The sequence below is a fragment of the Variovorax brevis genome (assembly GCF_030317105.1).
Lineage (GTDB): Bacteria > Pseudomonadota > Gammaproteobacteria > Burkholderiales > Burkholderiaceae_C > Variovorax > Variovorax brevis.
Genome location: NZ_JASZYG010000003.1, coordinates 810,294 through 834,789, shown reverse-complemented (window position 1 = coordinate 834,789; position 24,496 = coordinate 810,294). Strand labels below are relative to the sequence as shown.

Below are 24,496 nucleotides of genomic sequence, written 5' to 3'. Positions count from 1 at the left end.
GCCAAATCCGAAATCCACTCTGACATTACGTGTCCACGTTCTTGTACATGGGTACGTAGCCTCACACTTCGTCGCGCTCGAAGGAAGGGCGTGGTTTATTGCCCGCTTACTCCTCTTCGACGTCGACGGGCCTGAGCACGGTGACGAGCAATGTCACGTCGTTGTCGACCGGCGTGGATTCGCTTTCGACGGGCGTGACGTCCTTGTCGACTTCCACTTCCACGGGTATCGGGAGCTTGTCGACTTCGACGTCCACAGGCATCGGATCCCTGTCCACCGGCATCGTTGATTTGTCGACTTCGACATCGACCGGCATCGGCAGCCTGTCCACGGGTGTGACGTCGTTGTCGACGTCCACATCGACCAGCGTCGTGTCGCTGTCCACGGGCGTGGGCAGCTTGTCCACTTCGACCTCCACCAGCATCGGCAGCCTCTCGACGGGCGCGGGTTCCTTGTCGACTTCCGTCGTCAGCTTGTCGACCTCGACATCGACCGGTATCGGGTCGCTGTCCACCGGCATCGTCGATCTGTCGACCTCCACGTCGACGGGCATCGGCAGCTTGTCGACGGGCGTGACCTCGTTATCGACTTCAACCTCCACCGGGTTGAGCACCGTCACGAGTGGCGTGACTTCGTTGTCGACGGGGGTTGATTCCCTGTCCACGGGCTTGGGCTCCTTGTCGACGGTGACCTCGACGGGCTTCATCTCCCTGTCCACCGGCATCGACACCCTGTCGACCTCGACGTCGACCGGCATCGGCAGCCTTTCAACGGGCTTTGTCTCGCTGTCGACCTCGACTTCCGTCGGCATTGGCAGCGTGTCGACCGGCGTGAGTTCGTTGTCGACCGTCGTGGCCGGCATCTCCACGGGCCAGAGCTCGCTGTCGACGAACATTGCCAGCCTGTCGACCTCCACGTCGACGGGCTTTGTTTCGGTGTCGACGGGCGTGAGCAGCTTGTCGACGGGCCTGGACTTGCTGTCAACCTCGACATCGACAGGCATCGGCTCGCTGTCATCGGGCGTCGGCAGCCTGTCGACGGGTGTCACTTCGCTGTCGACTGGCGTGAGTTCGCTTTCGACGGGTGTGAGTTCGCTTTCGACGGGCGTCGCTTCGCTCTCAACCGGTGTCACCTCGCTCTCGACGGGCATCACCAGCCTGTCCACGTCCACATCGACCGGGCTCGGATCGCTCTCCACCGGCGTCGGCAGCTTGTCCACCGGCGTCAGTTCGCTGTCGACCTCGACATCGACCAGCGTCACTTCGCTTTCAACGGGCGTTGGCAGTCTTTCAACCGGCGTGAGTTCCTTGTCGACGGGCTTCACCAATTTGTCGACCTCCACTTCGACGGGCGTTGCGTCGCTGTCCACCGGCATCACCAGCGTGTCGACCTCCGCATCGACCGGCATCAGTTCGCTGTCCACCGGCGTCGGCAGTTTGTCCACCGGCGTGAGCAGCCTGTCAACCTCCGTGGGTTCACTGTCCACTGGCATCACGAGCCTGTCGACGTCGACCTCGACGGGCCTGTCGAGCTTGTCGACGACGACGTCCACGGGCATCAGTTCGTTGTCGACCTCGACGTCCACCGGCATGACGTCCCTGTCGAGCGGCGTGAGCAGCCTGTCGACCGGCGTGAGTTCGCTGTCGACAGGCGTCGCCAGTATTTCCACCTCCGCGTCGACCGGCATCAGTTCGCTGTCCACCGGCGTCGGCAGCTTGTCGACGGGCGTGAGCAGCCTGTCGACCTCCACAGCGGCCAGCGTCGGCTCGCTCTCGACCGGTGTGGGCTCGCTGTCCACGGGCGTGAGCAGCTTGTCGACGTCGACATCGAGCAGTGCGATCTCGCTGTCAACCGGGGTCAGCAGCCTGTCGACCTCGACGTCGACGGGGCTCAATTCGCTGTCGACCTCGACGTCCACGGGCATCGGTTCGCTGTCGACCGGCTTCAGCAGCTTGTCCACCAGTGTGAGCGACATACTCGGCAGCACGGCTTCGCTGTCGAGCGCGGCGAGTTCGCTGTCCACCAGCTACAGCAGCCTGTCCACGGGGGCGAGTTCGCTGTCCACGAATTTCAGCAGCCTGTCCACCAACGCGAGCTCGTTGTCGACCAGCGCGAGTTCGCTCTCGACCAGCTTCGGCAGCTTGTCGAGCGGCGTGGGAGGCATCATCATTTCGACCAGCAGTCTCTCGACGGGCGTGAGCAGCCTGATTGGCAACGTCGGGTCGCTGTCCACCGGCTTGAGCACGATCAACAGCACCGTGGCCAACGCGGGCGCGGGCGTGGCAGCGGCGCTGGGTGGTGGCGCTGCCTACGATGCGGCAACGGGCACCGTCTCCGCGCCCTCGTACACGGTCTACAAGACCGACGGCACCACGGACGCTGCCCCCAGCGTGGCCTCCGCAATCGATGCCATCAACGCGCAAGGGACCAAGTACGCCCACACCAATTCGACGCTTGGCGGCTCGCAGGCCACGGGCAGCGATTCAGTCGCCATCGGCCCGCAAGCCGTGGCCAGCGGGGCAAGCGCCGTGGCCCTGGGATCGGGCGCGCAAGCCACCGGCACCAACGCGATTGCGGTGGGAACCGGTGCCCTGGCAACGGGCTCGGTGGCCGTGGGTGTGAACAGCCGCGCGGGCGGCGGCGGCACCGCCATCGGCGACAACGCCGATGCGGGCGGCACGCCATTGAGCAAGGCGCCGGCGGTGGCGCAGGGCACCGCGGTGGGCTTCGGGGCGCTGGTGCAGACGAACGGCGGCGTGGCGCTGGGCTCCGGGTCCGTGTCCAGCACGGGTCCGGGCGTGGCAGGCTTCGTGGGCGCGGGCGCGACACCCGCACAGGCCGCGGCCGTCGCTGCGACGACCAGCACGCAAGGCGCGGTGGCGGTGGGCGACCCGGCAAGCGGTCAATACCGGCAGGTGACGGGCGTCGCTGCCGGGGCGGCCGACAGCGATGCAGTCAACGTCTCGCAGTTGAAAGCGACCAACGCCGATGTGTCGCAGATCACCAACCAGTTCAACAACCTCTCGAACCAGGTGAACGTCTTGCAGCGCAACATTGCGGAGGTCTCGCACGTCGCCTATTCGGGCATCGCCATGGCATTCGCGATGTCGGGCGCCTACATGCCGGCAATGGAGCCCGGCGAAAAGGCCGTGGGTGTCGGCGTTGGCGGCTACCAGGGTTATGGGGCGGTGGCGCTGTTGTTCAAGGCCGTGTCCCCGGACGGAAAGATGGGATGGGGGGCGGGCGTGTCGTCCACCGGATCGCAGTGGGGCATCAACGCGGGCATCGGCTGGAAGTGGAGGTAAGGCCTGCGCTGAAGAAGTCTTCTTGTACCGCGCCTCGCGTGGCTGGCGTCCTGACTGATGGCCATCGCGCGAAGCGTTTCACGTTGAACGATTTTGAGTGACACTCGCCGCATGCGCATTGGCATCTCTGTCATCACTCATACGGGACAGAACATCTGGGAAAACGGCATGGGCCAGAACGTGCTGTTCCTGGCGCAACTGTTGCAACGCATTCCCTTCGTGGAGCGCGTGCAACTCATTGATGTCGGCGACCAGAATGCGCTGCCGCCGCAAGTGGACATCCAGGCCCTGGGGCTGGAGCTGGTGCGGGCGCAAGCGGTCACGCACACGCTCGACGTCGTCATCGAAATGGCGGGCGCCTTGTCGCCCGAATGGCTGCTGTACTTCCGGGCTTGCGGCGGCAAGGCGGCGTACATGTGTGTCGGCCAACCTCAAGTGGGACTCGCCGAGCCGATCATCTTCACGGACAAGGCGACCTTCGCGCGGCACGATCGCTGCGACGAGGTATGGCTGCTGCCCAAGGACGACGTGTTCGTGCCGATGATGCGCACCCTGCATCGCTGCCCGGTGCATGTGGTGCCCTACATCTGGTCGCCGCAGTTCCTGGCGCAGCGTGTCGAGGAACTGGCGAAGTCGAACTTTCGCTTTGGCTACGAGGCTGGGCGCCAGCAGGCCTGGCGGCTGGCGATCTTCGAGCCCAACATATCGCTGGTCAAGAATTGCCTGGTGCCGATGCTGGTGTGCGACGAAGCTTATCGGGCGCAACCGCATCAGTTCGCGTCGATGCAGGTGCTCAACACGCTGCACCTGAAAGACCATCCGACGATGCTCTACCTGGCCAATTCGCTCGAGCTCGTGCGCCAGCACAAGGCGGTGTTCCACGGCCGCCACGACTTCGCGGGCTTCATGGTGCAGCATGCCGACGCGGTGGTGGCGCACCAGTGGCAGAACGCGCAGAACTACAGCTACCTGGATGCGCTTTATGGCGGCTACCCGCTCATCCACAACTCGCCGTGGCTGCGCGACGCGGGCTACTACTACCCCGACTTCGACATCGCGGCCGGCGCCGCGCAGTTGCTGCATGCCGTGCACGAGCACGATCGGCAGGTGGATGACTACCGCGCACGGTCGCAACGCGTGTTTGAGGCGGTCGATCCGGATTCGCAATCCAATATCGAGGGCTATGCGCAGCGGCTGCTGCACCTCGTGGGCGGCAATCCCGACTTTCGGGCGAGCGAGGCCGGCAGCAGGAGAGGGGCCTTCGCTTGAGCGACGTGGACATCCTTTCGCGTCGGCTGAGAGTCGGCGTCTCGATCTTCATTCGCAAGGGCGAGCAGAGCCTGTGGGAGAACGGCATCTTCCAGAACTGCCTGTTCCTCGTGCAACTGTTGCTTCGTTCGCCGCGCGTGCAGGACGTGGTGCTGGTGGCCGGCGGAGGCGATGGCGGTCCGCAGGACGCATCGACCTTTCTCGTCGATTCGCCCGTGCCGATCATCGACATGCCGACGGCTGCGCAAACGCTCGACCTGATGGTCGAGATGAGCGCGCAGCTGGCGCGCGAATGGGTCATCGACTTTCGCGCGAAGGGCGGGCGCATCGTGTCGATGCGCGTGGGCAACGACTACGTGATCGACGTCGAGCGCATGGTGTTCGGCAAGCCGCATGGCTTGCTCATCACCGGAGCGCCGTACCACGAGATCTGGACGCTGCCCGAATACGAGAGCATCTGCGCGCCGTACTTTGCGAGCGCCTTTCGTGCACCGGTGCGCCTGATGCCGCACCTGTGGAGCCCGATGGTGCTCGACCGCGCGCGAGGGCGTGCGGGGCAAGGAGACGCCTTCGACTACCGGCCTGGGCGGCCGCAGTGGCGGGTCGGCATCTTCGAACCCAACATCTGCATGGTGAAGACCTGCTTCACGCCCATGCTCGCCTGCGACGTGGCGCACCGCGCGCAACCCCGGTTGATGGAGCACCTGTGGGTCTACAACAGCTTCCATCTGAAGGACAAGCCGGCCTTCATCGGCTTCGCGCAAAGCCTGGATGTGGTGAAGCACGGACTGGCATCTTTCGAAGGGCGCTTTCCGCTGTTCCAGGTGATGCCGTCGCAAGTCGACGCGGTGTTTGCCCACCATTGGGAGAACAGCCAGAACTACCTGTATTACGAGGCGCTGCACGGGGGCTTTCCGCTTATTCACAACTCGCATCTGTTGGCGGACTGCGGCTATCGATACCACGGCTTCGACTGCGAGGAGGGCGGGCAGGCGCTGCTGCGCGCCTTTGCGGAGCACGACGCCAACCTGCCGTTGTACCGGGAACGCGCGAACGCCTTCCTCGCCACGCTCGACCCGGAAAGCGAAGCCAACGTGCGTACCTACACCGGCGCCATCGAGGCGCTTTACACACGAACATGAAGCTGCATTGGGCTGTGCTTGCTGCTGCCACGGGACTTGTCGCCAGCCTGGCATTCGGGCAAGGCGCACCGGCTCAGCAGGCGGCTCCAGCCGGCGCGCCGCGCGACAAGCTCAGCGTGGCGTTGCCCAGCGTAGGCATCAAGCGTTGCCAGCCTGCCATGGCGCGCCTGTCGGCGCTGAGCTTGCAAGGCAGCCGCAACCATGACCTGTTGCTGGACTGGGACCGGAAGCGGCCCGACAACGGGGCCGTGTTCGCCTTTCTCGGCATCGAGTACCCCAACGCGGGCGTGGCGGCGGCGATCAACGCATTTCCGGAAGCCGACGGAAGCTGCACGGTGGCGGCGGAGCGGATCTCCGTGGCGCCGTTCACCTGCGCCAGCATCGCGCAGCAGGAGCTGACGGGCTACCAGATGACGCGGCTGCTGCCGATTTATGTGGTGTACGTCGACCCGAAGGAGCCGAACTCGTCGGTGTCGCTCATCGACTCGCCGCCGGGGTGCCTCGTCATTCGGCGCTTTGTCGAGTACTCGTGGAAGGACCCTGCGGCGGCTGCTCCTGCTGCGCCGGCCCGACGTTGATCGCTCTCTTTTCCCTCTCCCTCCGGGAGAGGGCAGGGTGAGGGCATCGGCGGCTGCCATAGCCGTGCTTTGTCCGAGAGGCGCGCCCTCACCCCACCCCTCTCCCATGGGAAGAGGGCACCAAACCGGAAAGCGCCGCCGCCGTCTGCGCATCTGCGGGAAAGAACGATTCCACCGCCAACTCCTGCAGCGTCACGTCCACCGGCGTTCCGAAAATCGTCGTCGTGCTGATGAAGCTCAGCAAGCCCCGGTCCGTGACCAGCTGAAAAGGCACGACCACGCCGGCCAGTTCACCGCCCGCTGCCGGTGCGTCGTGGCCCGCCTGGCCGACCGGATAGGCAGCCAACTCGTCGTGCAGCGCCGCGAGCGCCGCGTCGCCTGTTGCGGCGATCTGTTGCTGAAGGCGCTCCAGCAGATGCGCACGCCATTGCGCGAGGTTGGCAATGCGCGGCGCGAGACCATCGGGGTGCAGGCTCAGCCGCAAGACGTTGATGGGTGGCTTCATCAGTTCAGCGGAGGCGCCCGCCATGAGCAAGGGCACAACCGCGTTGTGCGCGACAAGGTTCCAGTGGCGGTCCACCGCGAGGGCGGGAAAGGGTTCGTGTCCCTTGAGCACCAGGTCGACGGCCCGGCGTGCGGGCTGCAAGGCGGGATCGTCGAGCGAGCGCTGGCGGTACATCGGCGCATAGCCGGCCGCCACCAGCAGCGCATTGCGCTCGCGCAGCGGCACGTCCAGCCTTTCGGCCAGGCGCAGCACCATTTCGCGGCTCGGCGCCGCGCGACCGGTTTCCACATAACTCAAGTGGCGGGTGGAGATGTCGGCTTCCTGCGCCAGGTCGAGCTGGCTCAGGCGGCGGTGCTGCCGCCAATGGCGCAGGTGCGTGCCAAAGGGGTCGGCGGCGGTCGGAGAGGCAATGCGCGAGTTCATATTGCCGATGCTATTGCGTGCACGTCATCCGCGACATGACCTCACAGGTCATGCTTGAAGTGCTTGACTGACTGCCAGATTTCATCGATCCCTGCTATCTTGCTGAGCCCCTCACGATTTCCATCCAAGGAGTTCTTCATGGCCCAGGATTCGGCGCACGCATTTGCCTCCACGCTCAAGACCTTCAAGACGGCATCCGGCAAGTCGGGAAAGTTCTATTCGCTGCGCGAGTTGGCAAAGCAATATCCGAACGTCAACAACCTGCCTGTGTCGCTGCGTATCGTGCTGGAGTCGGTGCTGCGCAATTGCGACGGGCAAAAGGTGACGCCGCAGCACGTCGAGGAACTGGCCAACTGGGCGCCCAACACCGAGCGCGTGGACGAAATTCCCTTCGTGGTCACGCGCGTGGTGTTGCAGGACTTCACCGGCGTGCCGCTGCTGGCCGACCTGGCCGCGATGCGCAGTGTGGCGGCGTCGCTGGGCAAGTCGCCCAAGGCCATCGAGCCGCTGGTGCCGGTTGACTTGGTGGTCGATCACTCCGTGATGGTCGACTACTACGGCACGTCCAAGGCGCTCGACCTGAACATGAAACTGGAGTTCCAGCGCAACAACGAGCGCTACCAGTTCATGAAGTGGGGCATGCAGGCCTTCGACACCTTCGGCGTGGTGCCGCCGGGCTTCGGCATCGTGCACCAAGTCAACCTCGAATTCTTCGCGCGCGGCGTCTACAAGAGCCCGTACGACAAGGGTGACCCACCTGTCTACTACCCCGATTCGCTCGTGGGCACCGACAGCCACACGACCATGATCAACGGCATCGGGGTGGTGGGCTGGGGCGTGGGCGGCATCGAGGCCGAGGCCGCAATGCTCGGCCAGCCGGTCTACATGCTGACGCCGGACGTGGTGGGTTTTGAGCTCACCGGGCAACTGCGCGAAGGCGTCACGGCAACCGATCTGGTGCTGTACGTCACCGCCATCCTGCGCGGCGAGAAGGTGGTGGGCAAGTTCGTCGAGTTCTTCGGCCCGGGCGCCGCATCCATTGCCGTGCCCGACCGCGCGACCATCGGCAACATGGCGCCCGAATACGGCGCGACCATGGGCTTCTTCCCGGTCGACGAAATGACCGTCGCCTACTTCAAGGGCACGGGCCGCACCGACAAGGAAATCGAGCTTTTCGAGGCCTACTACAAGGCGCAGGGCCTGTTCGGCATGCCGGCCGTGGGCGAGCTCAACTACACCAAGATCGTCAAGCTCGACCTCGGCACCGTCACGCCGAGCCTGGCCGGCCCGAAGCGCCCGCAAGACCGCATCGACCTGGGCCACCTGTCGACCAAGTTCTCCGAGCTCTACAGCAAGCCGCAGGAGGCCAACGGCTTCAACCAGCCGGCCGAAAAGCTCAACTCACGCTTTCCGCTGAAGGAAGCCGAAACCACCATCGGCAACGGCGATGTGCTGATCGCGGCCATCACCTCCTGCACCAACACCTCGAATCCGAGCGTGATGCTGGCCGCGGGGCTGCTCGCGAAGAAAGCGGTTGAGGCGGGGCTCAAGGTCAAGCCGCACGTCAAGACATCGCTGGCGCCGGGCTCGCGCATCGTCACCGAATACCTCACGAACGCGGGGCTGCTGCCGTACCTCGAAAAGCTCGGCTTCTACCTGGCCGGCTACGGCTGCACGACCTGCATCGGCAATGCCGGCGACCTGACGGCGGAGATCAATGAATCGATCACGAAGAACGAGCTGATCGGCGCCGCCGTGCTGTCGGGCAACCGCAACTTCGAAGCGCGCATCCACCCGAACCTGAAGGCCAACTTCCTGGCCTCGCCGCCGCTGGTGGTCGCTTTTGCCATCGCGGGCAACGTGATGGTCGACCTGATGACGCAGCCCGTCGGCAAGGGCAAGGGCGGCAAGGACGTGTACCTTGGCGACATCTGGCCCACGCCCAAGGAAATCGACGAGAACCTGCGTTTCGCGATGAACGCCAAGGCCTTCCGCGAGAACTACGAGAAGGTCAAGACCGACCCCGGCAAGTTCTGGACGAGCATCAAGGGCACCCAGGGCGACGTCTACGACTGGCCCAAGTCGACCTACATCGCCGAGCCGCCCTTCTTCGAGGGCTTCAAGATGCAGCCGCATGCCTCCGATGCGGGTTTCAGGAACGCGCGGGTGATGGCGCTCTTTGGCGACTCGATCACCACCGACCACATCTCGCCGGCTGGCGCCATCAAGGAAAGCTCGCCCGCCGGCATCTGGCTCAAGGCGCACGGCGTGGCCAAGGCCGACTTCAACAGCTACGGCTCGCGCCGCGGCCACCACGAGGTGATGATGCGCGGCACTTTCGCCAACGTGCGCATCAAGAACCTGATGATTCCGCCCGACGACAGCGGCACGCAGGAAGAGGGCGGCATCACGCGCTTCCAGCCCGGCAACGAGAAGATGTTCATCTACGACGCCGCGCAGAAGTACATGGCCAAGGGCGTGCCCACGGTGATCTTCGGCGGCGAGGAATACGGCACCGGCTCCTCGCGCGACTGGGCCGCCAAGGGCACGCAACTGTTGGGCATCAAGGCGGTGATCGCGCGCAGCTTCGAGCGCATCCACCGCGCCAACCTGGTCGGCATGGGCGTGTTGCCGCTGCAGTTCCGCGGCGCCGATTCATGGCAGACGCTGCAACTCACGGGTGATGAAGAGGTGGACGTGGTTATCGGCGGTGAACTCAAGCCGCAGATGGACGTCAAGCTGGTGATCCGTCGATTCGACGGCGCGCATCAGGAAGTGACGGTGCGTCTGCGTATCGACACGCCTATTGAGGTCGAGTACTACAAGCACGGTGGCATCTTGCCGTTCGTGCTGCGGCAGCTTCTGGCTGCATGAGCTGAAACTGCGCCGCTCGCTTGCGGTGCTGGTTCCTCGAAAGGCTTTGTGGACAGGGGCGGGGATCACGCCGACGGTGTGCTCTGCTCCGCGAATGTCCCCCGCCGACAGCCTGCGGCTGCCGGCTCCTCCTTGATTTCGCTGCGCAGAGCACACCGCCGACCTGATCCGGACGCGCAGTGGTTGATCTACCCGCACAACGCGGCGTGTACAGGGCCGAGGGCATCGGGTGTTCCCCGCAGCGAAATCAAGGAGGGGCGAAGGCGGGGGACATTCGCGGAGGGGAATACCCGGTGTCCTCGGACCGCGCCCCCGTTTGACCCTGGTTGCCCCCATTTGCCCCTGCTTGATGCCCCGCAGGTGCCACGCAGCGCAAGGCTGCGACAAGTCACTCCACGCTGTAGAAGTAGATGACGCTGCTCAGCGGCCGCGGCTTCACCAGAATCGCCTGGTTGTCCGAATTCCCGTTGACCGTGATGATCGTGTCCCCAATCGGCCCCGCGACGATGAAGTGATGCACCTGCTCCGCCATCACCGCGATGTCGCCCGGCTGGCAGTTGCGCGAGAACGTCGGCTTGAGCCCGCTGGGGCCGATGCCCATTTTCCACTTGGTCTGCACCCCCGCCTGGCGCGCGACCCAGGTGGCGAAGATGCCACACCAACTCACGCCGGACGTCGGCGGCTGCGGGATCCGTCGCCCCGGAATCCGCACGCCGTCGAAAGTGGCCTTGTCCTTCCACTTCTGCTCCGTCCAGCCGTCGACGCCTTCGTCGAAGTACTGCTTGAGCCGCTTCCACCCCGCGCGCACGACCTGACCGCCATCCATCATCGTCTTGAGATCGGTGACGGCCGGCTCCGGCTGGGCCTCGGCGAATGCCAACTCGATGATCTTTCGCCGCAACGGCGACAGCCCCGGCGGGATGTTCGCGCCGCCCGACGTGGACGTCGCCGGATCGAACTTCGCAGGAATGAAGCCCGGCGGCGTCACGACCTGCGGCGACGGAACACCGCCCGGCACGGGCGTCGCGCCCTGTCCGCCGCCCGTGTCGAAGGTCTGCAGGCGCTCGATGGTGCGCTGCCCCACGTCCACCCGCCCGTCGGCGCTGTTGAACTGCCTGTTCTGGAAGTTGCGGATGGCGCCGACCGTTTTGGGGCCGCATTTGCCGTCCGTGTCCAGGGCCGGGATGGGGCCGCCGTTGCCGGTCGGCACGCAATTGAGCATGGACTGGATCGTGACCACGTCGTCATTGCGATTGGCGCCGCCGAGCCCGACGGATGCAAGGATGTTTCTCGCCATGGTGTTCCTCCTTGAGTCGCTGAAAGTGTAGGCAGCGACTCCCCTCACCGGAACTGGCCGGAGGGTGCAAAGGCAGGCCCTGTTCGCTATGGCTTATGGCTGCCGCGGCGGCATGCCCTCGCCGCACATGCCAGAAAGGCATATTTCAGCGAAGTGAAGGCTCCGGGCGGCCGATTCAGCCTCCCGCAAAGGGCTACTTTCACCGGAAACTGCCGAAGGCCCAAGTTTTCGAGAATAATTCTCACTTTGATTGCTTGGATACCTTGGGGTGATGACAAAAAACGGCGCGGCTGCGGCCACCTTGAGCCTGGACCAACTTCCCAGCCACCAGTGGGCGACCGTTCTCGACGTGGCGCGGCCGGAAAGCGCGGACGATCGCGAACTGGTGCTTCGGCTGACCGAAATCGGCTTCGTGCCGGGAGAAGCCGTGCGCATCATGGCCAATGGCGTTCCCGGCCGGGAGCCGCTGGCGGTGCGCCTGGGCCACACGACTTTTGCCCTGCGCCGCCACGAGGCCGCCATGATCCGCGTCACCCCCGGAGCCTTGAAGCATGGCTGAAGCGCTGCTCCCCGGCCGCGTGGCCTTGCTGGGCAACCCGAATTGCGGCAAGACGGCCCTGTTCAACCTGCTGACCGGCAGCCGCCAGAAGGTGGCCAACTACGCCGGCGTCACCGTCGAGCGCAAGGAAGGCCTGTTGCGCACCCCGTCGGGCCGACGCGTGTTCGTGCTCGACCTGCCCGGCGCCTACAGCCTGAACGCCCTGAGCGCGGACGAAGCGGTCACCCGTGACGTGGTCACCGGCAAGAGCAGCGAGGCGCTGCCCGACCTGCTGGTCTGCGTGACGGACGCGACCAACCTGCGCCTGAACCTGCGCTTGGTGCTCGAAGCACGCGCCCTCGGCCTGCCGATGGTCGTGGCGCTCAACATGACCGACATGGCCAAGCGCCAGGGCATCACCGTCGATGCCGCGGCGCTGTCGCGCGAACTCGGCGTGCCGGTGGTCGAAACCGTGGGCGTGAGCGCCGACGGGGCGCAGGGCTTGCTGGCGGCGATCGACGTTCCCGTGCCGCCCGCCAAGGCAAGCGCCTGGAAAGCGCCCGAGCTGGAAGACGTCCTGACCACGCAGCGCGAAGTGCGCCGCATCCTCGCCGTGGCCGTGCGCGAGCCGGCGGGTAGCCTGGACACCAGCGACAAGATCGACCGCGTGGTGCTGCATCCGCTGTGGGGCATGCTGGTGCTGGCGCTGGCGCTGTTCCTGATGTTCCAGGCGGTGTTCAGCTGGGCCACGGTGCCCATGGACGCCATCAAGGCCGGCACCGAGGCGCTGGGCAACCTGGTCAAGCAGGTGGTGCCCGAGGGCATGCTGCAGAGCCTGCTGGTCGACGGCATCGTGGCGGGGGTGGGCGGCGTGATCGTCTTCCTGCCGCAGATCCTGATCCTGTTCCTGTTCATCCTGGCGCTGGAAGATTCTGGCTACCTGCCGCGCGCGGCCTTCCTGCTCGACCGCGTGATGGGCACGGTGGGCCTGTCGGGCCGCTCCTTCATTCCGCTGCTGTCGAGCTTTGCCTGCGCCATTCCCGGCGTGATGGCCACCCGCACCATCAGCAACTGGCGCGACCGGCTCACGACCATCATGATCGCGCCACTCATGACCTGCTCGGCGCGGCTGCCGGTCTACGCGCTGCTGATCGCGGCCTTCATTCCTGAAAAGACCATCGGTGGCGTCTTCAACCTGCAGGGCTTCGTGCTGTTCGCGCTGTACGTCTTCGGCATCGTGTCGGCGATGGCGGTGGCCTGGGTGATGAAGCGCTTCCGGGACAACCAGTCGCACTCGCCGCTGCTGATGGAACTGCCCGCCTACCGCTGGCCCAACCTGCGCAACCTGGCCCTGGGCCTGTACGAGCGCGCATGGATCTTCCTGCAGCGCGTGGGCACCATCATCCTCACGCTGACGATCCTGCTGTGGTTCCTGTCGACCTTTCCGTCGCCGCCTGAAGGCGCGACCGGGCCGGCCATCCAGTACAGCCTGGCCGGCATGCTCGGCCGTGGGCTGGAGCACATCTTTGCGCCCATCGGCTTCAACTGGCAGATCTCGATTGCCTTGGTGCCCGGCATGGCGGCGCGCGAAGTCGCAGTGGGCGCGCTTGGCACCGTGTACGCGCTGTCGGCCACGGGCGACGAGGTGGCAGGGCAACTGCAGCCGCTGATCGCGAGCAGCTGGTCGCTCGCCACGGCGCTGTCGCTGCTGGTCTGGTACGTGTTTGCGCCGCAGTGCATCTCCACGCTGGCGACCGTCAAGCGCGAGACCAATTCCTGGCGCTATGTGTGGATCATGGCGGGCTATCTCTTCGCGTTGGCCTATGCTGCGTGCTTCGTGACCTACCGCGTCGCCGTGGCGCTGGGTGCGGGCTGAGAGCAATAAAGTTATGACGCAACAAATCATCGTCGCGGTCATCGTCGCATTGGCGGCGATCTACGCTGTCTGGCGCTGGATGCCATCGAAATGGCGCAAGGCGGCGGCTGGCAAGGTGGCGGCAGGAACGCATCGCGCCGGGCTGGTGGATGAGTCCCGCGCGCAGCAGCTGGCAGCGTCGCTGGCCAAAAGCTCGGGATGCGGCTCGTGCGACAGCTGCGGCAGTTGCGGCACGGCGGGAGACAAGTCGTCTCTGGCCAAGCCCGCGACCCCCAACGAAGCGCCCCTCCTCCGTCAACGCTGAGCGCCCATGCCAGCTCACCTACTCATTGCCGGTGGCGGCATTGGCGGGCTCTGTGCCGCCGTGGCGCTTGCGCGTGCCGGTCAAGTGGTCGACGTGCTCGAGCAGGCGCCGGCATTCGGCGAAATCGGGGCGGGCGTCCAGTTGGGGCCCAACGTCACCCGTCGCCTGAAATCGCTGGGCCTGGAGGAATCGCTGGCCCGCATCGCGGCGCGGCCCAAGGCGCTGTCGATCCGCAATGCCGTCGATGGCCACCTGCTGGCCAGCATGCCGCTGGCGGACGCGATGGAGCGCAAATACGGCGCGCCATACCTTTGCGCGCACCGCGCCGACCTGCACGGCGTGCTGCTCGCCAGCGCACGCAGCATGGCCGGCGTCACGCTCACGACCGATGCCCGCATCTCCGAGGTGGCCACCCGCGACGAAGGGGTCTGCGTGGCGGCCCTTGGCGCGCGCGCGTGGGATGGCGACGGGCTCATCGGTGCGGACGGCCTGTGGAGCATCGTGCGCGAGCGCGTGGTGGAAAGCACGCTGCCACCCCGGCCCACGGGCCACACCGCCTGGCGCGCGCTTGTGCAGCAGGACAGCCTTCCGGAGTCGCTGCGCAGCGCCGACGTGCAGGCCTGGCTCGGTGAGCGCCTGCATGTCGTGGCCTATCCGGTGCGTGGGGGTGACTGCCTCAACCTGGTGGTCATTGCCGAGTCCGAAAAAACCGCGCACGACCCCGGCGATTGGGACCAGGACGCCAGCGTCGTCGCCTTGCTGCAGGCGATTGGCGACCGTTGTGACGGCGTGAGGCCCCTGATCGAGGCCATGCCCGCCTGGCGCGCATGGACGGTGAACGACCGGCCGCCGCTCGTGGGCCCCGAGGACATGGCGAACGAACGCATTGCGCTGATCGGCGACGCGGCCCATCCGATGGTGCCTTACCTCGCGCAAGGCGCGGGCATGGCGATCGAGGACGCGGTGGCGCTGGCTGAGCGCGTCGGCAACGGCGGGCCGGCCAGCTTGCCGGCCGCCTTCGCGCGGTACGCGGCCACACGCTGGCAACGCAACGCCCGCGTGCAGGCGCGCGCCAAGCGCAATGGGGAAGTCTTCCATTCGAGCGGAACGATACGCATCGCGCGGGACGCTGCGCTGCGCGTGCTGGGGTCGCATCTGCTCGATGCGCCCTGGTTGTACGAGGGCTGAGGCGTCTCCGGGCAAGCCCCCGGATCCTCGGGGCTCTTTCCAGGTCTCCCTAAAGCTCGAAGCTCTTCAGGTGCTCGATGCGCTCGGCCAGGCCCTCGGCGCCGAGGTGATGGCTGATCTCGTCGGTGCGCACGGCGGCCAGTGAGCTTTCCAGGTCTTCCAGTAGTTCGTTGCGCGCGTCTTCGAAGGCGGCTGGCAGGTCGTCGTGCATCTTGGCGTAGGCCTGCGCGATGAGCCGGGCGGCATCCGGCGCGCCGCAGGCCACGCATTGCGCCACGGCGTGCGCCGTCGGCTGGGCGCCCTTGGCGAGCAACTGCAGCGTGAGTTCGGGCGATATGGCGCCTTCGATGCAATCCATGGCATCGGCACTGACGGGCGCGCCGGCATCGACCAGCGCCGCTGCCGCCGCATAGGCACCATGCGCCAGCGCCAGATCCGTCGCAATGGCCGTCCCGTGCAAGGGTGCGTCGAAGCTCACGCCCGCGGCAGCCAGCTCGTCGACCAGCGCAGGGTCGTCGGTGGCAATGGCATGGCGCAACGCAATCTGCGCCGTGAGCGGTGCTCGCGCAAGCTCGCCATTGGCCAGCGGCGTTCGCCAGTCGATCAGCGCGCGGCGATAGAAGGCGATCAGCTTGTCGCACAGGTCCAGGTCCAGCCCGTGGTCGCCGTGGCGTTCGTCCACGTAGTCCATGAGCGCCTGTCCGGTGAAATAGTCGCCAGCGGGCTCCAGCGGGTCTTCGCTCAGGTGCAGCGCGGCGAGGGCGCCTTTCAGGTCGGTGGCGATGGTGGCCAGGCCGTCCTCGTGCATGGCGTGCGGCCACGTGGCGGGCATGCCTCGCTTCCACGCAAGGATGCTGCCGAACTGCGTGCCGGGCTTGGTGACGGTGTAGATGCGGTCGCTGTCCTCGAAGCCGCCAAAGGGCAGCGTCATCAGTTGGGGCGGAGTGTCTTCGCCATTGGCCTTGGCGGCACTCGATCGTTCGAAGTTGATCCAGCCCGTCAGGTCGTAGAAACCATCGCTGCTGTCGCTGAAGAGCTCGCTCCAGTTGACGGCTTCCTCGCTGCCGTTCATGCGCAGCGTGAGGTCGTAGTCCAGGGCGCCGCCGGCGGTCTGCTGCCACAGCGCGACAAGCTGCGGCGGCACGGGGCCGGCGCAGGCCGCCTCCACCTCGGCCAGTGCCCCGGGGGACATGGGCGGCCTGGCGTCGAAGATCACGCGATCGGCAAAGATCACGATGCCGTGCTCGCGCAGCTGGGCGAGTTCGTCGGGCGAAAAGAAATCAGCCATGCAAGTCTCCTCCTTCTTGTGCCCGACAGTGGAACTACAGGTCGGTGCGCAGTTTCCAGATTTCCGGAAACAGCACCACGTCGAGCATCTTGCGAAGATAGCTTACGCCGCCCGTGCCGCCTGTGCCACGTTTGAACCCGATGATGCGCTCGACGGTCGTCACGTGGCGAAAGCGCCAGAGGCGAAAAGCGTCCTCGATGTCGGTGAGCTTTTCGCCGAGCTGGTAGACGTCCCAGTACTTGTGCGGGTCGCGGTAAGCGACGAGCCATGCGGCTTCGACCTCGTCGCTGGCGACGTAGGGCAAGCTCCAGTCCCGCTCCAGGTGGCTGGCGGGCACGGGCAAGCCGCGGCGCGCCAGCAGGCGCAGCGATTCGTCGTAGAGCGAGCGCGAGCGGTAGGCTGCGTCAACGCGCGCCAGCAGGTCCGGGCGATGCTCGTGGGGCTTGAGCATGGCGGCGTTCTTGTTGCCCAGCGCGAACTCGATGCAGCGGTATTGCGCGCTCTGGAATCCGCTGGAGCTCGCCAGGTACGGCCGCATTGCGCTGTATTCGGGCGGCGTCATGGTCGACAGGACGGTCCAGGCGCCGACCAACTGCTCCATGATCCGCGTGACGCGGGCCAGCATCTTGAAGGCGTCGGGCAACTGCTCCTGCGCGACGCAGCGCGTGGCGGCGGTCAACTCGTGCAGCATGAGCTTCATCCACAGCTCACTGGTCTGGTGCTGCACGATGAAAAGCATCTCGTCATGCGCCGGCGACAGCGGATGCTGTGCGCTCAGGATTTCGTCAAGGTGCAGGTAGTCGCCGTAGCTCATGGACTCGCTGAAGTCCAGCTGGGCCTTTTCTTCGTGGACGATTTTTTCGGTGCTCATTTCCTGCGCTCTCAGGTCACGGCATTTTTCTGGTTGAACTCGGGGCGCTTCCATTCCTCGCTTTCGAGCACCTGCACGATGTGCTCGACGGAATTCCAGACGTCTTCAAAGCCGAGATAGAGCGGCGTGAAGCCGAAGCGCAGGATGTCGGGCATCTGCGAATCGCCGGCGCGGTAGTCGCCGATGACGCCGCGCGCGATGAGCGCCTGCACGATGGCATAGGCCTGCGTGGGCGTTTCCTGCTTCGTCATCGCCAGGCACACCTGCGAGCCGCGACGTGCGTGGTCGCGCGGCGTGACAAGCTTGAAGCGGCCGGGGCAGCGCGCCTCGGTCAGGTCGATGAAGGCGTCGGTGAGGGCGAGCGACTTGGTGCGCAATGCGTCCATGCCGCCATGCGGATCGGCGGCGAGCACCGTGTCGAGGCCGCATTCGAGCGCGGCCAGGCTCACGATGGGTTGGGTGCCGCAGAGATAGCGCGCGATGCCGGGGGCAGGGCGGTAATGCGGCGTGAATTCGAAGGGCGCGGCGTGGCCCCACCAACCCGACAGCGGCTGTTGAAACTGGCCGGCGTGGCGCGTGTGGACCCACGCGAAAGCCGGCGCGCCGGGGCCGCCGTTGAGGTACTTGTACCCGCACCCGATGGCGAAATCCGCGTTGGCTTCGTTGAGCGACACGGGCACCGCGCCAGCGCTGTGCGCCAGATCCCACACGGTGAGCACGCCGGCCGCATGCGCGGCATCAGTGATGGCCGCCATGTCGTGCATTGCGCCGGTGCGGTAGTTGACGTGTGTGAGCATCAGCACCGCGACTTCCGGCGTGAGCACCGCCGGCAGTTCGCTCTCTTCGATGAGTTGCAGCGTCATGCCGTGTTCCTTGCACAGCGATTCGGCGATGTAAAGGTCGGTCGGAAAGTTGCTGCGCTCGCTGATGACGACGCGGCGCTTCGGGTCGGCCTTGGCTTGAGAGAGTGCGGCGAACAGCACCTTGTAGAGGTTGATCGAGGTGCTGTCGGTGCACACCACTTCGCCCGGCGCGGCGCCGATGAGGCGCGCCACCTTGTCGCCCAGGCGCTGCGGCAAGTCGAACCAGCCGGCAGTGTTCCAGGAGCGGATGAGCCCTTCGCCCCATTCGCCGGTCACCACTTCGGCGACGCGGGCGGGCGCGGCCTTGGGCATCACGCCCAGCGAATTGCCGTCCAGGTAGATGACGCCGGCGGGGATGGTGAATTGGTCGCGCAACGTGCGCAGCGGGTCTTGCGCATCGAGGCGCTTGCAGTCTTCGAGGTTCATATCAAGCTTTACTTCAACGGTCATGGCGAACGAGGCCAGTTCTACTTCAGTGAAACACCGTGGGACCGGCTTTGCCGGACCGCTGGTGTTGCCCCCGGCGAGGGGGTTGGCGGAGCGACACGAAGTGCGCGCCGCCTGGGGGAGGTCATAGTTCTCGGAGGACGGCGCGAACGGGGGAGGCGTCGGCAGTTGTCAGCTTCAGCGGCAGGGCAATGAGTTCGTAGTCGCCTTCGGGCACGTCGTCGAGCACGAGGTTTTCGAGCACGCGCAGGCCCAGGCGGCGAATGACCTGGTGGCTTTCGAGCGACTTGCTGTCGGCCGGGTCGATGCTCGCGGTGTCGATGCCAACGAGTTGCACGCCGCGCTCGGCGAGCTTTTCAATTGTTTGCGGCGCATAGGCGGCGAGTTGCGGATCCCAGCGATCGACCGGCGCCGTCCGGTAGGTGCGGACCAGCACGCGCGGCGGCAGGTCATCCAGGGCGTGTTCGATGTGCCGCCATTCCACGAGCGGCCCGCACTCGATGGCGTGGATGACGCGGCAGCGGCCCAGGAAAGGCACGAGGCTGACGGCGCCGATGGTGGCGCCTTCCGCGTCGTAGTGCAGCGGTGCATCGGCATGCGCGCCGACGTGTGGCGAAAGCGTGATCTCGCTGACGTTGACCGGGCATCCCGGCCCGATCGTGGCGGCCCAGCGCTGGCTGTAGTGCGTGTCGCCCGGAAAGACGGGCGCCCCTTCATGCACCGGCGGGGAGATGTCCCAAAGACGAAGTGAATCCATGGCGCAAAGGTAGCGCCGTGCGGGGCGTCGTGGTGTCGGTTATTTCCAACGGAAACGAATCGAAAAATGTCTGGCGGTTGGCGCTTCTCGCTTGGGGGGTGAGGTGGGGAAGGGGGCGCATGACGATGGAGACCCTGCCGGGCAATCAACCGCCCGGTGCCCTCACCCCGACCCTCTCCCGGCGGGAGAGGGAGAGCGAAACACGCCGTCGTCCAGCGGGGGCAATCCGTGCCGGACCCGGGCGCGCTCGCAGCCGAAGCTGCCTGCTTCCAGTTCGTGGCAGGGGTTGGGGCGCCACTCGTAAATGCCGCAGGAAACCGAGACGCCGATCTTGCCGCCGAGCGCAGCGCAGCGCGGCTGCGCATGGTCCGTGCCCCGCATGCGGCAGATCGTGTTGGTCACTTCCACCGCGAGGCCGGCGGGCACCCGCCCGCCCATTTCTTCGGACTCGTGGATGCTGAAGTCAACGCGATAGCTGGCGCAGCAGGCGCCGCATTGCTGGCAGGGCGAAAGGGAAGAAGACATGGCAAGAGATCAACGGGCAGGCGGAATTCGAACGCGGAAGCCTACACCGCGCCCGTTCAGCCCTTCCACGATGTCGACGTGCCCGCCCATGCGCAACGCGGCCTGCCGGACGATTGCCAGGCCGAGGCCCGATCCGCTGGCCTCATGGTCCGTGCCACGGTAGAAGCGTTCGAACACGCGCGCGTGCTGCGACGGTGCAATGCCGGCGCCGTCGTCTTGCACCGAGAGCACGAGATCGTGCCCCTGTTCATGCAGTGCCACGGCGACCGTGTTGCCGCGTGACCCATAGCGAACGGCGTTATCGACCAAGTTGTGCACAATGGACGTCATGGCCGTGATGTCGATGCTGCGCGTCAGGCTGTCCGCTGCGTCGAGCGAGAGCTCCATGCCTTTGTCCATCGCTTCTTGCGCGGGATGCGCCAGCGCGTCGCGCAGCCAGCCGGCCACATCGGTGGTGCGCGTGGTGGGCGGCGACGCTTCGTCGAGCGCCGCCAGTTCGAGCAACTGTTGCGCCATGTGCGAGGTGCGCGCAATGGCGAGATTCAACTGCGCCTCGGCCTGCGTGCGCTCAGCTTCATTGGCGGCGTGCGCGAGCACGTGCGCCTGCGCATTGATCACGGCCAGGGGCGTGCGGATCTCGTGTGCCGCATCCTGAACGAAGGCGCGTTCTCGTTCGACTTTCAGTCGCAGGCGCTGCAGCAAGTCGTCGAGCGCACCCACGAGCGGCTTGAGTTCGCGATAGCGCGCCTCGACACCCACGGGGCTCAGGTCGTTCGCGTCGCGTGCGGCGATTCGCGAGGCCAACGTCTGCAAGGGCCGCAGCCCGCGCCGGATCGGCAGCCAGATGGCCAGCAGCACGATGGGCAACGCCAACAGCAGGTAGGGCAGGAGAAAGCGCGCGTTGTAGGCCAGGAAGGCCTGGTCGGTTCGCGTGGGTTCGGCAATGCGCAAGGTCCATCGCGGCGTCACGGCTTCCACGAGGCGGTAGGGCGCGGCGTTGACCTGGATAGCCTGCGCTGGGTTGTCGGGCTTGGGTAGTGGCCCACTATCTTGCAAGGCTGCCGTGGCGTAGATGCGCCTGCCGTCGGCATCGAGCAGTTCGAATTCGATCACGCCGGGCAGACGATTGATTTCGCGGCGGCGAATGTTGACCCAGGTTGCCGTCGCCGCGGTGAAGGCCGCGCCTTCGGCATCGGTGTGCACGTCGGCGAGCGACGCCTCCAACGCTTGCGCGAACTTCTGCAATCCGCCTTCACGCACGTTGATGCTTTTCACTTCGAAAAGGAGGTACGCCAGCAGGACGGCCCAGATCAGCAAGAAGCCGACGAGGATCGACACGACGCTGCGCTGGACGAGCGAAGGCTGTGTGGCGCGCTCGAACCAGCCGCGCAGGATCGACTTGTCGCTCATGCCACCAGCAAATAGCCCACGCCGCGAACGGTGCGGATGCGTTCCGCGCCGATCTTGCGGCGCAGGTTGGACACGTGCACTTCGATTGACGCGAAGTCCACAGGATCGCCCAGCGGATCGAGGCGTTGCGATATCAGGCCCTTGGCGACCACGGCGCCGGGCTCGCGCGCCAGCTCCAGCAGGAGTTGGAACTCGCGTTGCGACAGCGCCAGAGGCTGCCCGTCGAGTTGCGCCGCGTGCCGGCGCGGCTCGATCAGCAAGTCGCCCAGCGTCCAGCAGTCGCTCGCCTGCCGCGCGCTGCGTCGCAGCACGGCGCGGATGCGCGACATCAACTCTGCGGTCGCAAAAGGCTTGATGACGAAGTCGTCCGCGCCGCCATCGAGCCCCGCCAAGCGGTCTTCCACGGCGGCGCGCGCGGTGATCACGATGATCGGCACCTGCACGCCGTTGCGGCGCCAGCGGGCCAGCAGGTCGAAGCCGCTGCCGTCAGGCAGGGTGAGGTCGAGGAGCACGCAGTCCACCATCGCGGCGTCGATGCTCGTGGGCGCATCGGCCGCGCGGCGACGCCATTCACTTGTCAGCCCTTCGACCTTGAGCGCGGCTTGCAAGGCGCGGCCGAGGTCCAGGTCGTCTTCGATCAGGAGGATGTGCATTGGGGGATTTTGAACGCTGCGACGTGCGCAAAAGCCACGGCGGCGCGCGTCTTTGGCTTGCCTTAAGGATCGACCCAACAGAATCGGCGCAAAGATAAGGGAGATCGATTTCATGCGCCTTGCGCTCACCACCCACGCCGTCGCGCGTGCCCGCGGTCCTGCCAGACGTGCAGCGGTAACAGCAATTCTGACCCATGCATTGACGCTTCATGCCCAGTCGATGCCGGACAACCCCGGCGCGGCGGCCAGCGATGCGCCGCAACTCGAAACCATCAACGTCACGGCTCGGCGTTCCATCGAGCAACGCTTTTTCGCGGCAGGCTCGATGGTCGTCGTCGATCGCAAGGACATCGAGCAACTCGGTGCCTTTTCCGTGGCCGACGTGCTGCGTGCATTGCCGGGCGTGCAGGTCACGCCGACGGCGGACGGGAGCGTGGAGATCCGCATGCGCGGCATGGACCGCGGCGCAACGCAGTTGCTGATCGACGGCCAGCGGGTGGCGAGTGCCAAGTCGCAACTGCCGATGGATCAGCTTCCTTCGGAGTTGATCGAACGCATCGAGGTCGTGCGTGCGCCGTCGGCCGAGTTCTCTGGCGCCACCGGCGGCACGATCAACATCGTGCTGCGGCAGGCGACTGTGCAGCGTGAGACCAACATCCGCCTCACCGACAACCATGTGTGGGGCAGCGATGCGGCGCAGGCCTTCTTCTCCAGAAGCGGTCCCATTGGCAGCAAGCCTGCCGATGCCGATGCGTCGCTTGCATCGCAACCCTGGGCCTACTTCGTTGCCGCGTCGAGCATTGGCTACATCCTGGGCGCGGACACGCATCGAACAAGCTCGGACCCCAGTGGCGTGACCTCCGAGGTCGATGCGTCGGGCCGCTATCGACGCAGGGATGACACCCTCATACCTCGCATCAGCGGGCACGTGGGCGCGTCGGACCAGTTGACATTGCGCGCCAACCTGAGCCAAGCCGACTTTTCGGGCAACTACCGCAGCGTGGGAAGCGGGCACGACAGCCTGGGGTCTTACGCCCTTCAAAGTGGGGAAGCCCACCGCTACGATCGTCGCTACCTGCAGGGCGCCATCGACTGGACGCATCGTTTCGAGGGCGCCAAGCTGGAGACGACCTTGTCGGACAGCAATGCCCGGGACACCGTGGATCGCTTGGGCGACGTGCGCCAGGACTATGGCTTCGGGCCGGTGAACAGCGTCTACGGGCTGCTGGACAAGCGCGACGAAACCTACGGGTCGCTCAGCACCAAGCTGACGGGCACGAAAAGTCCACTGCTGTGGAGCGTCGGCGCCCTGGTCGACCGCCGAAGCCTGAGCGTCAACAGCCTGTCCAACGTGAGCCGCGCGCCGGACACCGTGCTCGATCTGGGGGCCCGCATCACGCGGCAGGTGCTGTGGGGGCAGAACGAATGGGAGTTGCCGGGCAACACCACGCTCACCGCGGGACTTCGCGGCGAGGAAAGCCACATTGAAAGCAGCGACGCCACGCTCTTGACCGACCAGCGCCAGCGCTGGCTGCAACCCTCGCTGCACGTTCGAACGCCCCTGGGCGAAGACACGCAGATGCGCGTCAACCTGGCGCGCATCACGCGCAACCCGAGCATCTGGGACCTCATCGACCGGCGCATTCCCAGCCAGGGCAGCAACAGCATCACCAATCCGGACGTGGTCGGCAATCCCTTCCTGCAGCCTGAAACCAGTTGGACGCTGGACACGGGCATGGACACCAAGCTGGGTTCGCAGGGCATGGGTGGCCTGAACCTCTTTGTGCGGCAAGTGTCGGACGCGATTGCGACCACCACGGCGCTTGTTGGCAACCGCTGGGTGGACCAGCGGCAAAACGTCGGCGATGCGCTCGTCTGGGGGCTGGAAGCCGACGTCAAGAGCGGGCTCACCTGGCTGGGTCTTGCTGACGACTGGACGCTGGCGGCCAATGCCAGCCTGCTGCAGTCGCGCATGACCAGCGGGATCAACGTCGGGCAGCGCATTCCGGGGCAGGCGCGCTATCTGGCGACGATCAATGTGGCGAGGCCCATTCGCAACACGGGCGGCCTGTTCGGTGGCGGAACGCTGACCTTGACCGGCCCGGCCGACTTCAACACCTCGCCCGGCATCACAGGGCGGGACAAGGCGCGAGCGATGCTGGACCTGTATGTGGGCTCCGTGATCACGAAGCTGGGGTATTGGCGAATCGGCGTCTACAACATCGGCAACGTGCATTTCGTTCGCGAGAAGAGCTATGCCGACCCGCAGGCCGGACTCACGCAAACCACGTCGGACATGACGTTGACGCCACGGCTGTATGTGACCATCGGGACGCGCTTTTGAGCGGCGGGACTGGGTGGGCAATCAAAACGATTTCCATGC

At 65.9% G+C, this 24,496-nt stretch carries 21 protein-coding genes; 10 read left to right on the top strand and 11 right to left on the bottom strand.

The window, feature by feature from the left end; translation table 11 throughout:
- Window positions 1–106: 106 nt before the first annotated feature.
- Together QTI66_RS12780 and QTI66_RS12775 are read right to left on the bottom strand one after the other, a co-directional pair.
- Window positions 107–2,023, bottom strand: a complete 1,917-nt coding sequence (locus tag QTI66_RS12780; RefSeq protein WP_286559934.1) for a hypothetical protein — start codon at window positions 2,021–2,023, stop codon at window positions 107–109.
- Between the two features lie 3 nt (window positions 2,024–2,026).
- Entirely contained in the window at window positions 2,027–2,170 is a 144-nt protein-coding gene (locus QTI66_RS12775) for a hypothetical protein (RefSeq protein WP_286559933.1), read from the bottom strand.
- A gap of 25 nt (window positions 2,171–2,195) precedes the next feature.
- On the opposite strand from QTI66_RS12775, the gene QTI66_RS12770 reads away from it, so the two are divergent.
- The 4 genes from QTI66_RS12770 to QTI66_RS12755 all read left to right on the top strand — a co-directional run bounded on the left by QTI66_RS12770 (window position 2,196) and on the right by QTI66_RS12755 (window position 6,294).
- Window positions 2,196–3,305 (top strand): YadA-like family protein, encoded by a 1,110-nt coding sequence (locus QTI66_RS12770; protein WP_286559932.1) that lies wholly within the window; start codon window positions 2,196–2,198, stop codon window positions 3,303–3,305.
- 111 nt (window positions 3,306–3,416) lie between these two features.
- Window positions 3,417–4,574 carry a DUF2827 domain-containing protein gene (locus tag QTI66_RS12765; RefSeq protein ID WP_286559931.1) on the top strand — a complete coding sequence of 386 codons (1,158 nt, stop codon included), beginning with the start codon at window positions 3,417–3,419 and terminating at the stop codon, window positions 4,572–4,574.
- The gene (locus tag QTI66_RS12760; protein WP_286559930.1) at window positions 4,571–5,716 is read left to right on the top strand and encodes a DUF2827 domain-containing protein; all 1,146 of its coding nucleotides are present in this window, start codon (window positions 4,571–4,573) and stop codon (window positions 5,714–5,716) included. The genes QTI66_RS12765 and QTI66_RS12760 overlap by 4 nt, the downstream gene beginning before the upstream one ends.
- Window positions 5,713–6,294: a hypothetical protein gene (locus QTI66_RS12755; RefSeq protein ID WP_286559929.1), complete on the top strand. Its 582-nt coding sequence runs from the start codon at window positions 5,713–5,715 to the stop codon at window positions 6,292–6,294. Before QTI66_RS12760 ends, QTI66_RS12755 begins: the two co-directional genes overlap by 4 nt.
- 88 nt (window positions 6,295–6,382) lie before the next feature.
- Here the strand turns inward: QTI66_RS12755 and QTI66_RS12750 are convergent, their stop codons facing one another.
- On the bottom strand, window positions 6,383–7,222 hold the full coding sequence (locus QTI66_RS12750; RefSeq protein ID WP_286559928.1) for a helix-turn-helix domain-containing protein: 840 nt from the start codon (window positions 7,220–7,222) through the stop codon (window positions 6,383–6,385).
- A 138-nt stretch (window positions 7,223–7,360) separates the two neighbouring features.
- Here QTI66_RS12750 and acnA point away from each other — a divergent pair, with 138 nt between their 5' ends.
- Window positions 7,361–10,096 (top strand): aconitate hydratase AcnA, encoded by a 2,736-nt coding sequence (gene acnA / locus QTI66_RS12745; protein ID WP_286559927.1) that lies wholly within the window; start codon window positions 7,361–7,363, stop codon window positions 10,094–10,096.
- A gap of 388 nt (window positions 10,097–10,484) precedes the next feature.
- On the opposite strand, the gene QTI66_RS12740 is transcribed toward acnA, so the two are convergent.
- Window positions 10,485–11,393 carry a peptidoglycan-binding domain-containing protein gene (locus QTI66_RS12740; protein WP_286559926.1) on the bottom strand — a complete coding sequence of 303 codons (909 nt, stop codon included), beginning with the start codon at window positions 11,391–11,393 and terminating at the stop codon, window positions 10,485–10,487.
- A gap of 271 nt (window positions 11,394–11,664) precedes the next feature.
- Here QTI66_RS12740 and QTI66_RS12735 point away from each other — a divergent pair, with 271 nt between their 5' ends.
- Genes QTI66_RS12735 through QTI66_RS12720 form a run of 4 tightly spaced genes read left to right on the top strand, consistent with a single transcriptional unit; the run spans window position 11,665 to window position 15,299 of the window.
- Complete coding sequence (locus QTI66_RS12735) at window positions 11,665–11,952, top strand: FeoA family protein (protein WP_286559925.1); 288 nt, start codon at window positions 11,665–11,667, stop codon at window positions 11,950–11,952.
- Window positions 11,945–13,807 (top strand): ferrous iron transport protein B, encoded by a 1,863-nt coding sequence (feoB, locus tag QTI66_RS12730; protein ID WP_286559924.1) that lies wholly within the window; start codon window positions 11,945–11,947, stop codon window positions 13,805–13,807. The genes QTI66_RS12735 and feoB overlap by 8 nt, the downstream gene beginning before the upstream one ends.
- A 13-nt stretch (window positions 13,808–13,820) precedes the next feature.
- Window positions 13,821–14,111 (top strand): DUF6587 family protein, encoded by a 291-nt coding sequence (locus QTI66_RS12725; RefSeq protein ID WP_286559922.1) that lies wholly within the window; start codon window positions 13,821–13,823, stop codon window positions 14,109–14,111.
- Window positions 14,112–14,117: 6 nt separating this feature from the next.
- Window positions 14,118–15,299 carry an FAD-dependent monooxygenase gene (locus tag QTI66_RS12720; protein ID WP_286559921.1) on the top strand — a complete coding sequence of 394 codons (1,182 nt, stop codon included), beginning with the start codon at window positions 14,118–14,120 and terminating at the stop codon, window positions 15,297–15,299.
- 49 nt (window positions 15,300–15,348) lie between these two features.
- Here QTI66_RS12720 and QTI66_RS12715 read toward each other — a convergent pair whose 3' ends face one another.
- The 7 genes from QTI66_RS12715 to QTI66_RS12685 form a co-directional block, all read right to left on the bottom strand.
- The gene (locus QTI66_RS12715) at window positions 15,349–16,587 is read right to left on the bottom strand and encodes an SMI1/KNR4 family protein (RefSeq protein WP_286559920.1); all 1,239 of its coding nucleotides are present in this window, start codon (window positions 16,585–16,587) and stop codon (window positions 15,349–15,351) included.
- A 34-nt stretch (window positions 16,588–16,621) separates the two neighbouring features.
- The gene (gene kynA / locus QTI66_RS12710; RefSeq protein ID WP_286559918.1) at window positions 16,622–17,458 is read right to left on the bottom strand and encodes a tryptophan 2,3-dioxygenase; all 837 of its coding nucleotides are present in this window, start codon (window positions 17,456–17,458) and stop codon (window positions 16,622–16,624) included.
- Between the two features lie 11 nt (window positions 17,459–17,469).
- Window positions 17,470–18,747, bottom strand: a complete 1,278-nt coding sequence (gene kynU / locus QTI66_RS12705) for a kynureninase (protein ID WP_286559917.1) — start codon at window positions 18,745–18,747, stop codon at window positions 17,470–17,472.
- Window positions 18,748–18,892: 145 nt separating this feature from the next.
- On the bottom strand, window positions 18,893–19,525 hold the full coding sequence (kynB, locus tag QTI66_RS12700) for an arylformamidase (RefSeq protein WP_286559915.1): 633 nt from the start codon (window positions 19,523–19,525) through the stop codon (window positions 18,893–18,895).
- A 162-nt stretch (window positions 19,526–19,687) separates the two neighbouring features.
- Window positions 19,688–20,050 carry a YkgJ family cysteine cluster protein gene (locus QTI66_RS12695; protein ID WP_286559914.1) on the bottom strand — a complete coding sequence of 121 codons (363 nt, stop codon included), beginning with the start codon at window positions 20,048–20,050 and terminating at the stop codon, window positions 19,688–19,690.
- 9 nt (window positions 20,051–20,059) lie between these two features.
- Window positions 20,060–21,460: a sensor histidine kinase gene (locus tag QTI66_RS12690; RefSeq protein WP_286559912.1), complete on the bottom strand. Its 1,401-nt coding sequence runs from the start codon at window positions 21,458–21,460 to the stop codon at window positions 20,060–20,062.
- The gene (locus QTI66_RS12685) at window positions 21,457–22,113 is read right to left on the bottom strand and encodes a response regulator (protein WP_286559910.1); all 657 of its coding nucleotides are present in this window, start codon (window positions 22,111–22,113) and stop codon (window positions 21,457–21,459) included. Before QTI66_RS12685 ends, QTI66_RS12690 begins: the two co-directional genes overlap by 4 nt.
- Before the next feature lie 199 nt (window positions 22,114–22,312).
- Here QTI66_RS12685 and QTI66_RS12680 point away from each other — a divergent pair, with 199 nt between their 5' ends.
- The gene (locus QTI66_RS12680; protein WP_286559909.1) at window positions 22,313–24,457 is read left to right on the top strand and encodes a TonB-dependent receptor plug domain-containing protein; all 2,145 of its coding nucleotides are present in this window, start codon (window positions 22,313–22,315) and stop codon (window positions 24,455–24,457) included.
- Window positions 24,458–24,496: the final 39 nt, after the last annotated feature.

Bases quoted from the DNA above. Each gene is read 5' to 3' on its own strand.
- QTI66_RS12690 (WP_286559912.1), bottom strand. From the start codon at position 21,460: ATGAGCGACAAGTCGATCCTGCGCGGCTGGTTCGAGCGCGCCACACAG.
- QTI66_RS12740 (WP_286559926.1), bottom strand. From the start codon at position 11,393: ATGGCGAGAAACATCCTTGCATCCGTCGGGCTCGGCGGCGCCAATCGC.
- QTI66_RS12715 (WP_286559920.1), bottom strand. From the start codon at position 16,587: ATGGCTGATTTCTTTTCGCCCGACGAACTCGCCCAGCTGCGCGAGCAC.
- QTI66_RS12750 (WP_286559928.1), bottom strand. From the start codon at position 7,222: ATGAACTCGCGCATTGCCTCTCCGACCGCCGCCGACCCCTTTGGCACG.
- kynA (WP_286559918.1), bottom strand. From the start codon at position 17,458: ATGAGCACCGAAAAAATCGTCCACGAAGAAAAGGCCCAGCTGGACTTC.
- acnA (WP_286559927.1), top strand. From the start codon at position 7,361: ATGGCCCAGGATTCGGCGCACGCATTTGCCTCCACGCTCAAGACCTTC.
- kynU (WP_286559917.1), bottom strand. From the start codon at position 18,747: ATGAACCTCGAAGACTGCAAGCGCCTCGATGCGCAAGACCCGCTGCGC.
- QTI66_RS12735 (WP_286559925.1), top strand. From the start codon at position 11,665: ATGACAAAAAACGGCGCGGCTGCGGCCACCTTGAGCCTGGACCAACTT.
- kynB (WP_286559915.1), bottom strand. From the start codon at position 19,525: ATGGATTCACTTCGTCTTTGGGACATCTCCCCGCCGGTGCATGAAGGG.
- QTI66_RS12765 (WP_286559931.1), top strand. From the start codon at position 3,417: ATGCGCATTGGCATCTCTGTCATCACTCATACGGGACAGAACATCTGG.
- QTI66_RS12695 (WP_286559914.1), bottom strand. From the start codon at position 20,050: ATGTCTTCTTCCCTTTCGCCCTGCCAGCAATGCGGCGCCTGCTGCGCC.
- QTI66_RS12775 (WP_286559933.1), bottom strand. From the start codon at position 2,170: ATGATGATGCCTCCCACGCCGCTCGACAAGCTGCCGAAGCTGGTCGAG.
- QTI66_RS12755 (WP_286559929.1), top strand. From the start codon at position 5,713: ATGAAGCTGCATTGGGCTGTGCTTGCTGCTGCCACGGGACTTGTCGCC.
- QTI66_RS12720 (WP_286559921.1), top strand. From the start codon at position 14,118: ATGCCAGCTCACCTACTCATTGCCGGTGGCGGCATTGGCGGGCTCTGT.
- QTI66_RS12725 (WP_286559922.1), top strand. From the start codon at position 13,821: ATGACGCAACAAATCATCGTCGCGGTCATCGTCGCATTGGCGGCGATC.
- feoB (WP_286559924.1), top strand. From the start codon at position 11,945: ATGGCTGAAGCGCTGCTCCCCGGCCGCGTGGCCTTGCTGGGCAACCCG.
- QTI66_RS12685 (WP_286559910.1), bottom strand. From the start codon at position 22,113: ATGCACATCCTCCTGATCGAAGACGACCTGGACCTCGGCCGCGCCTTG.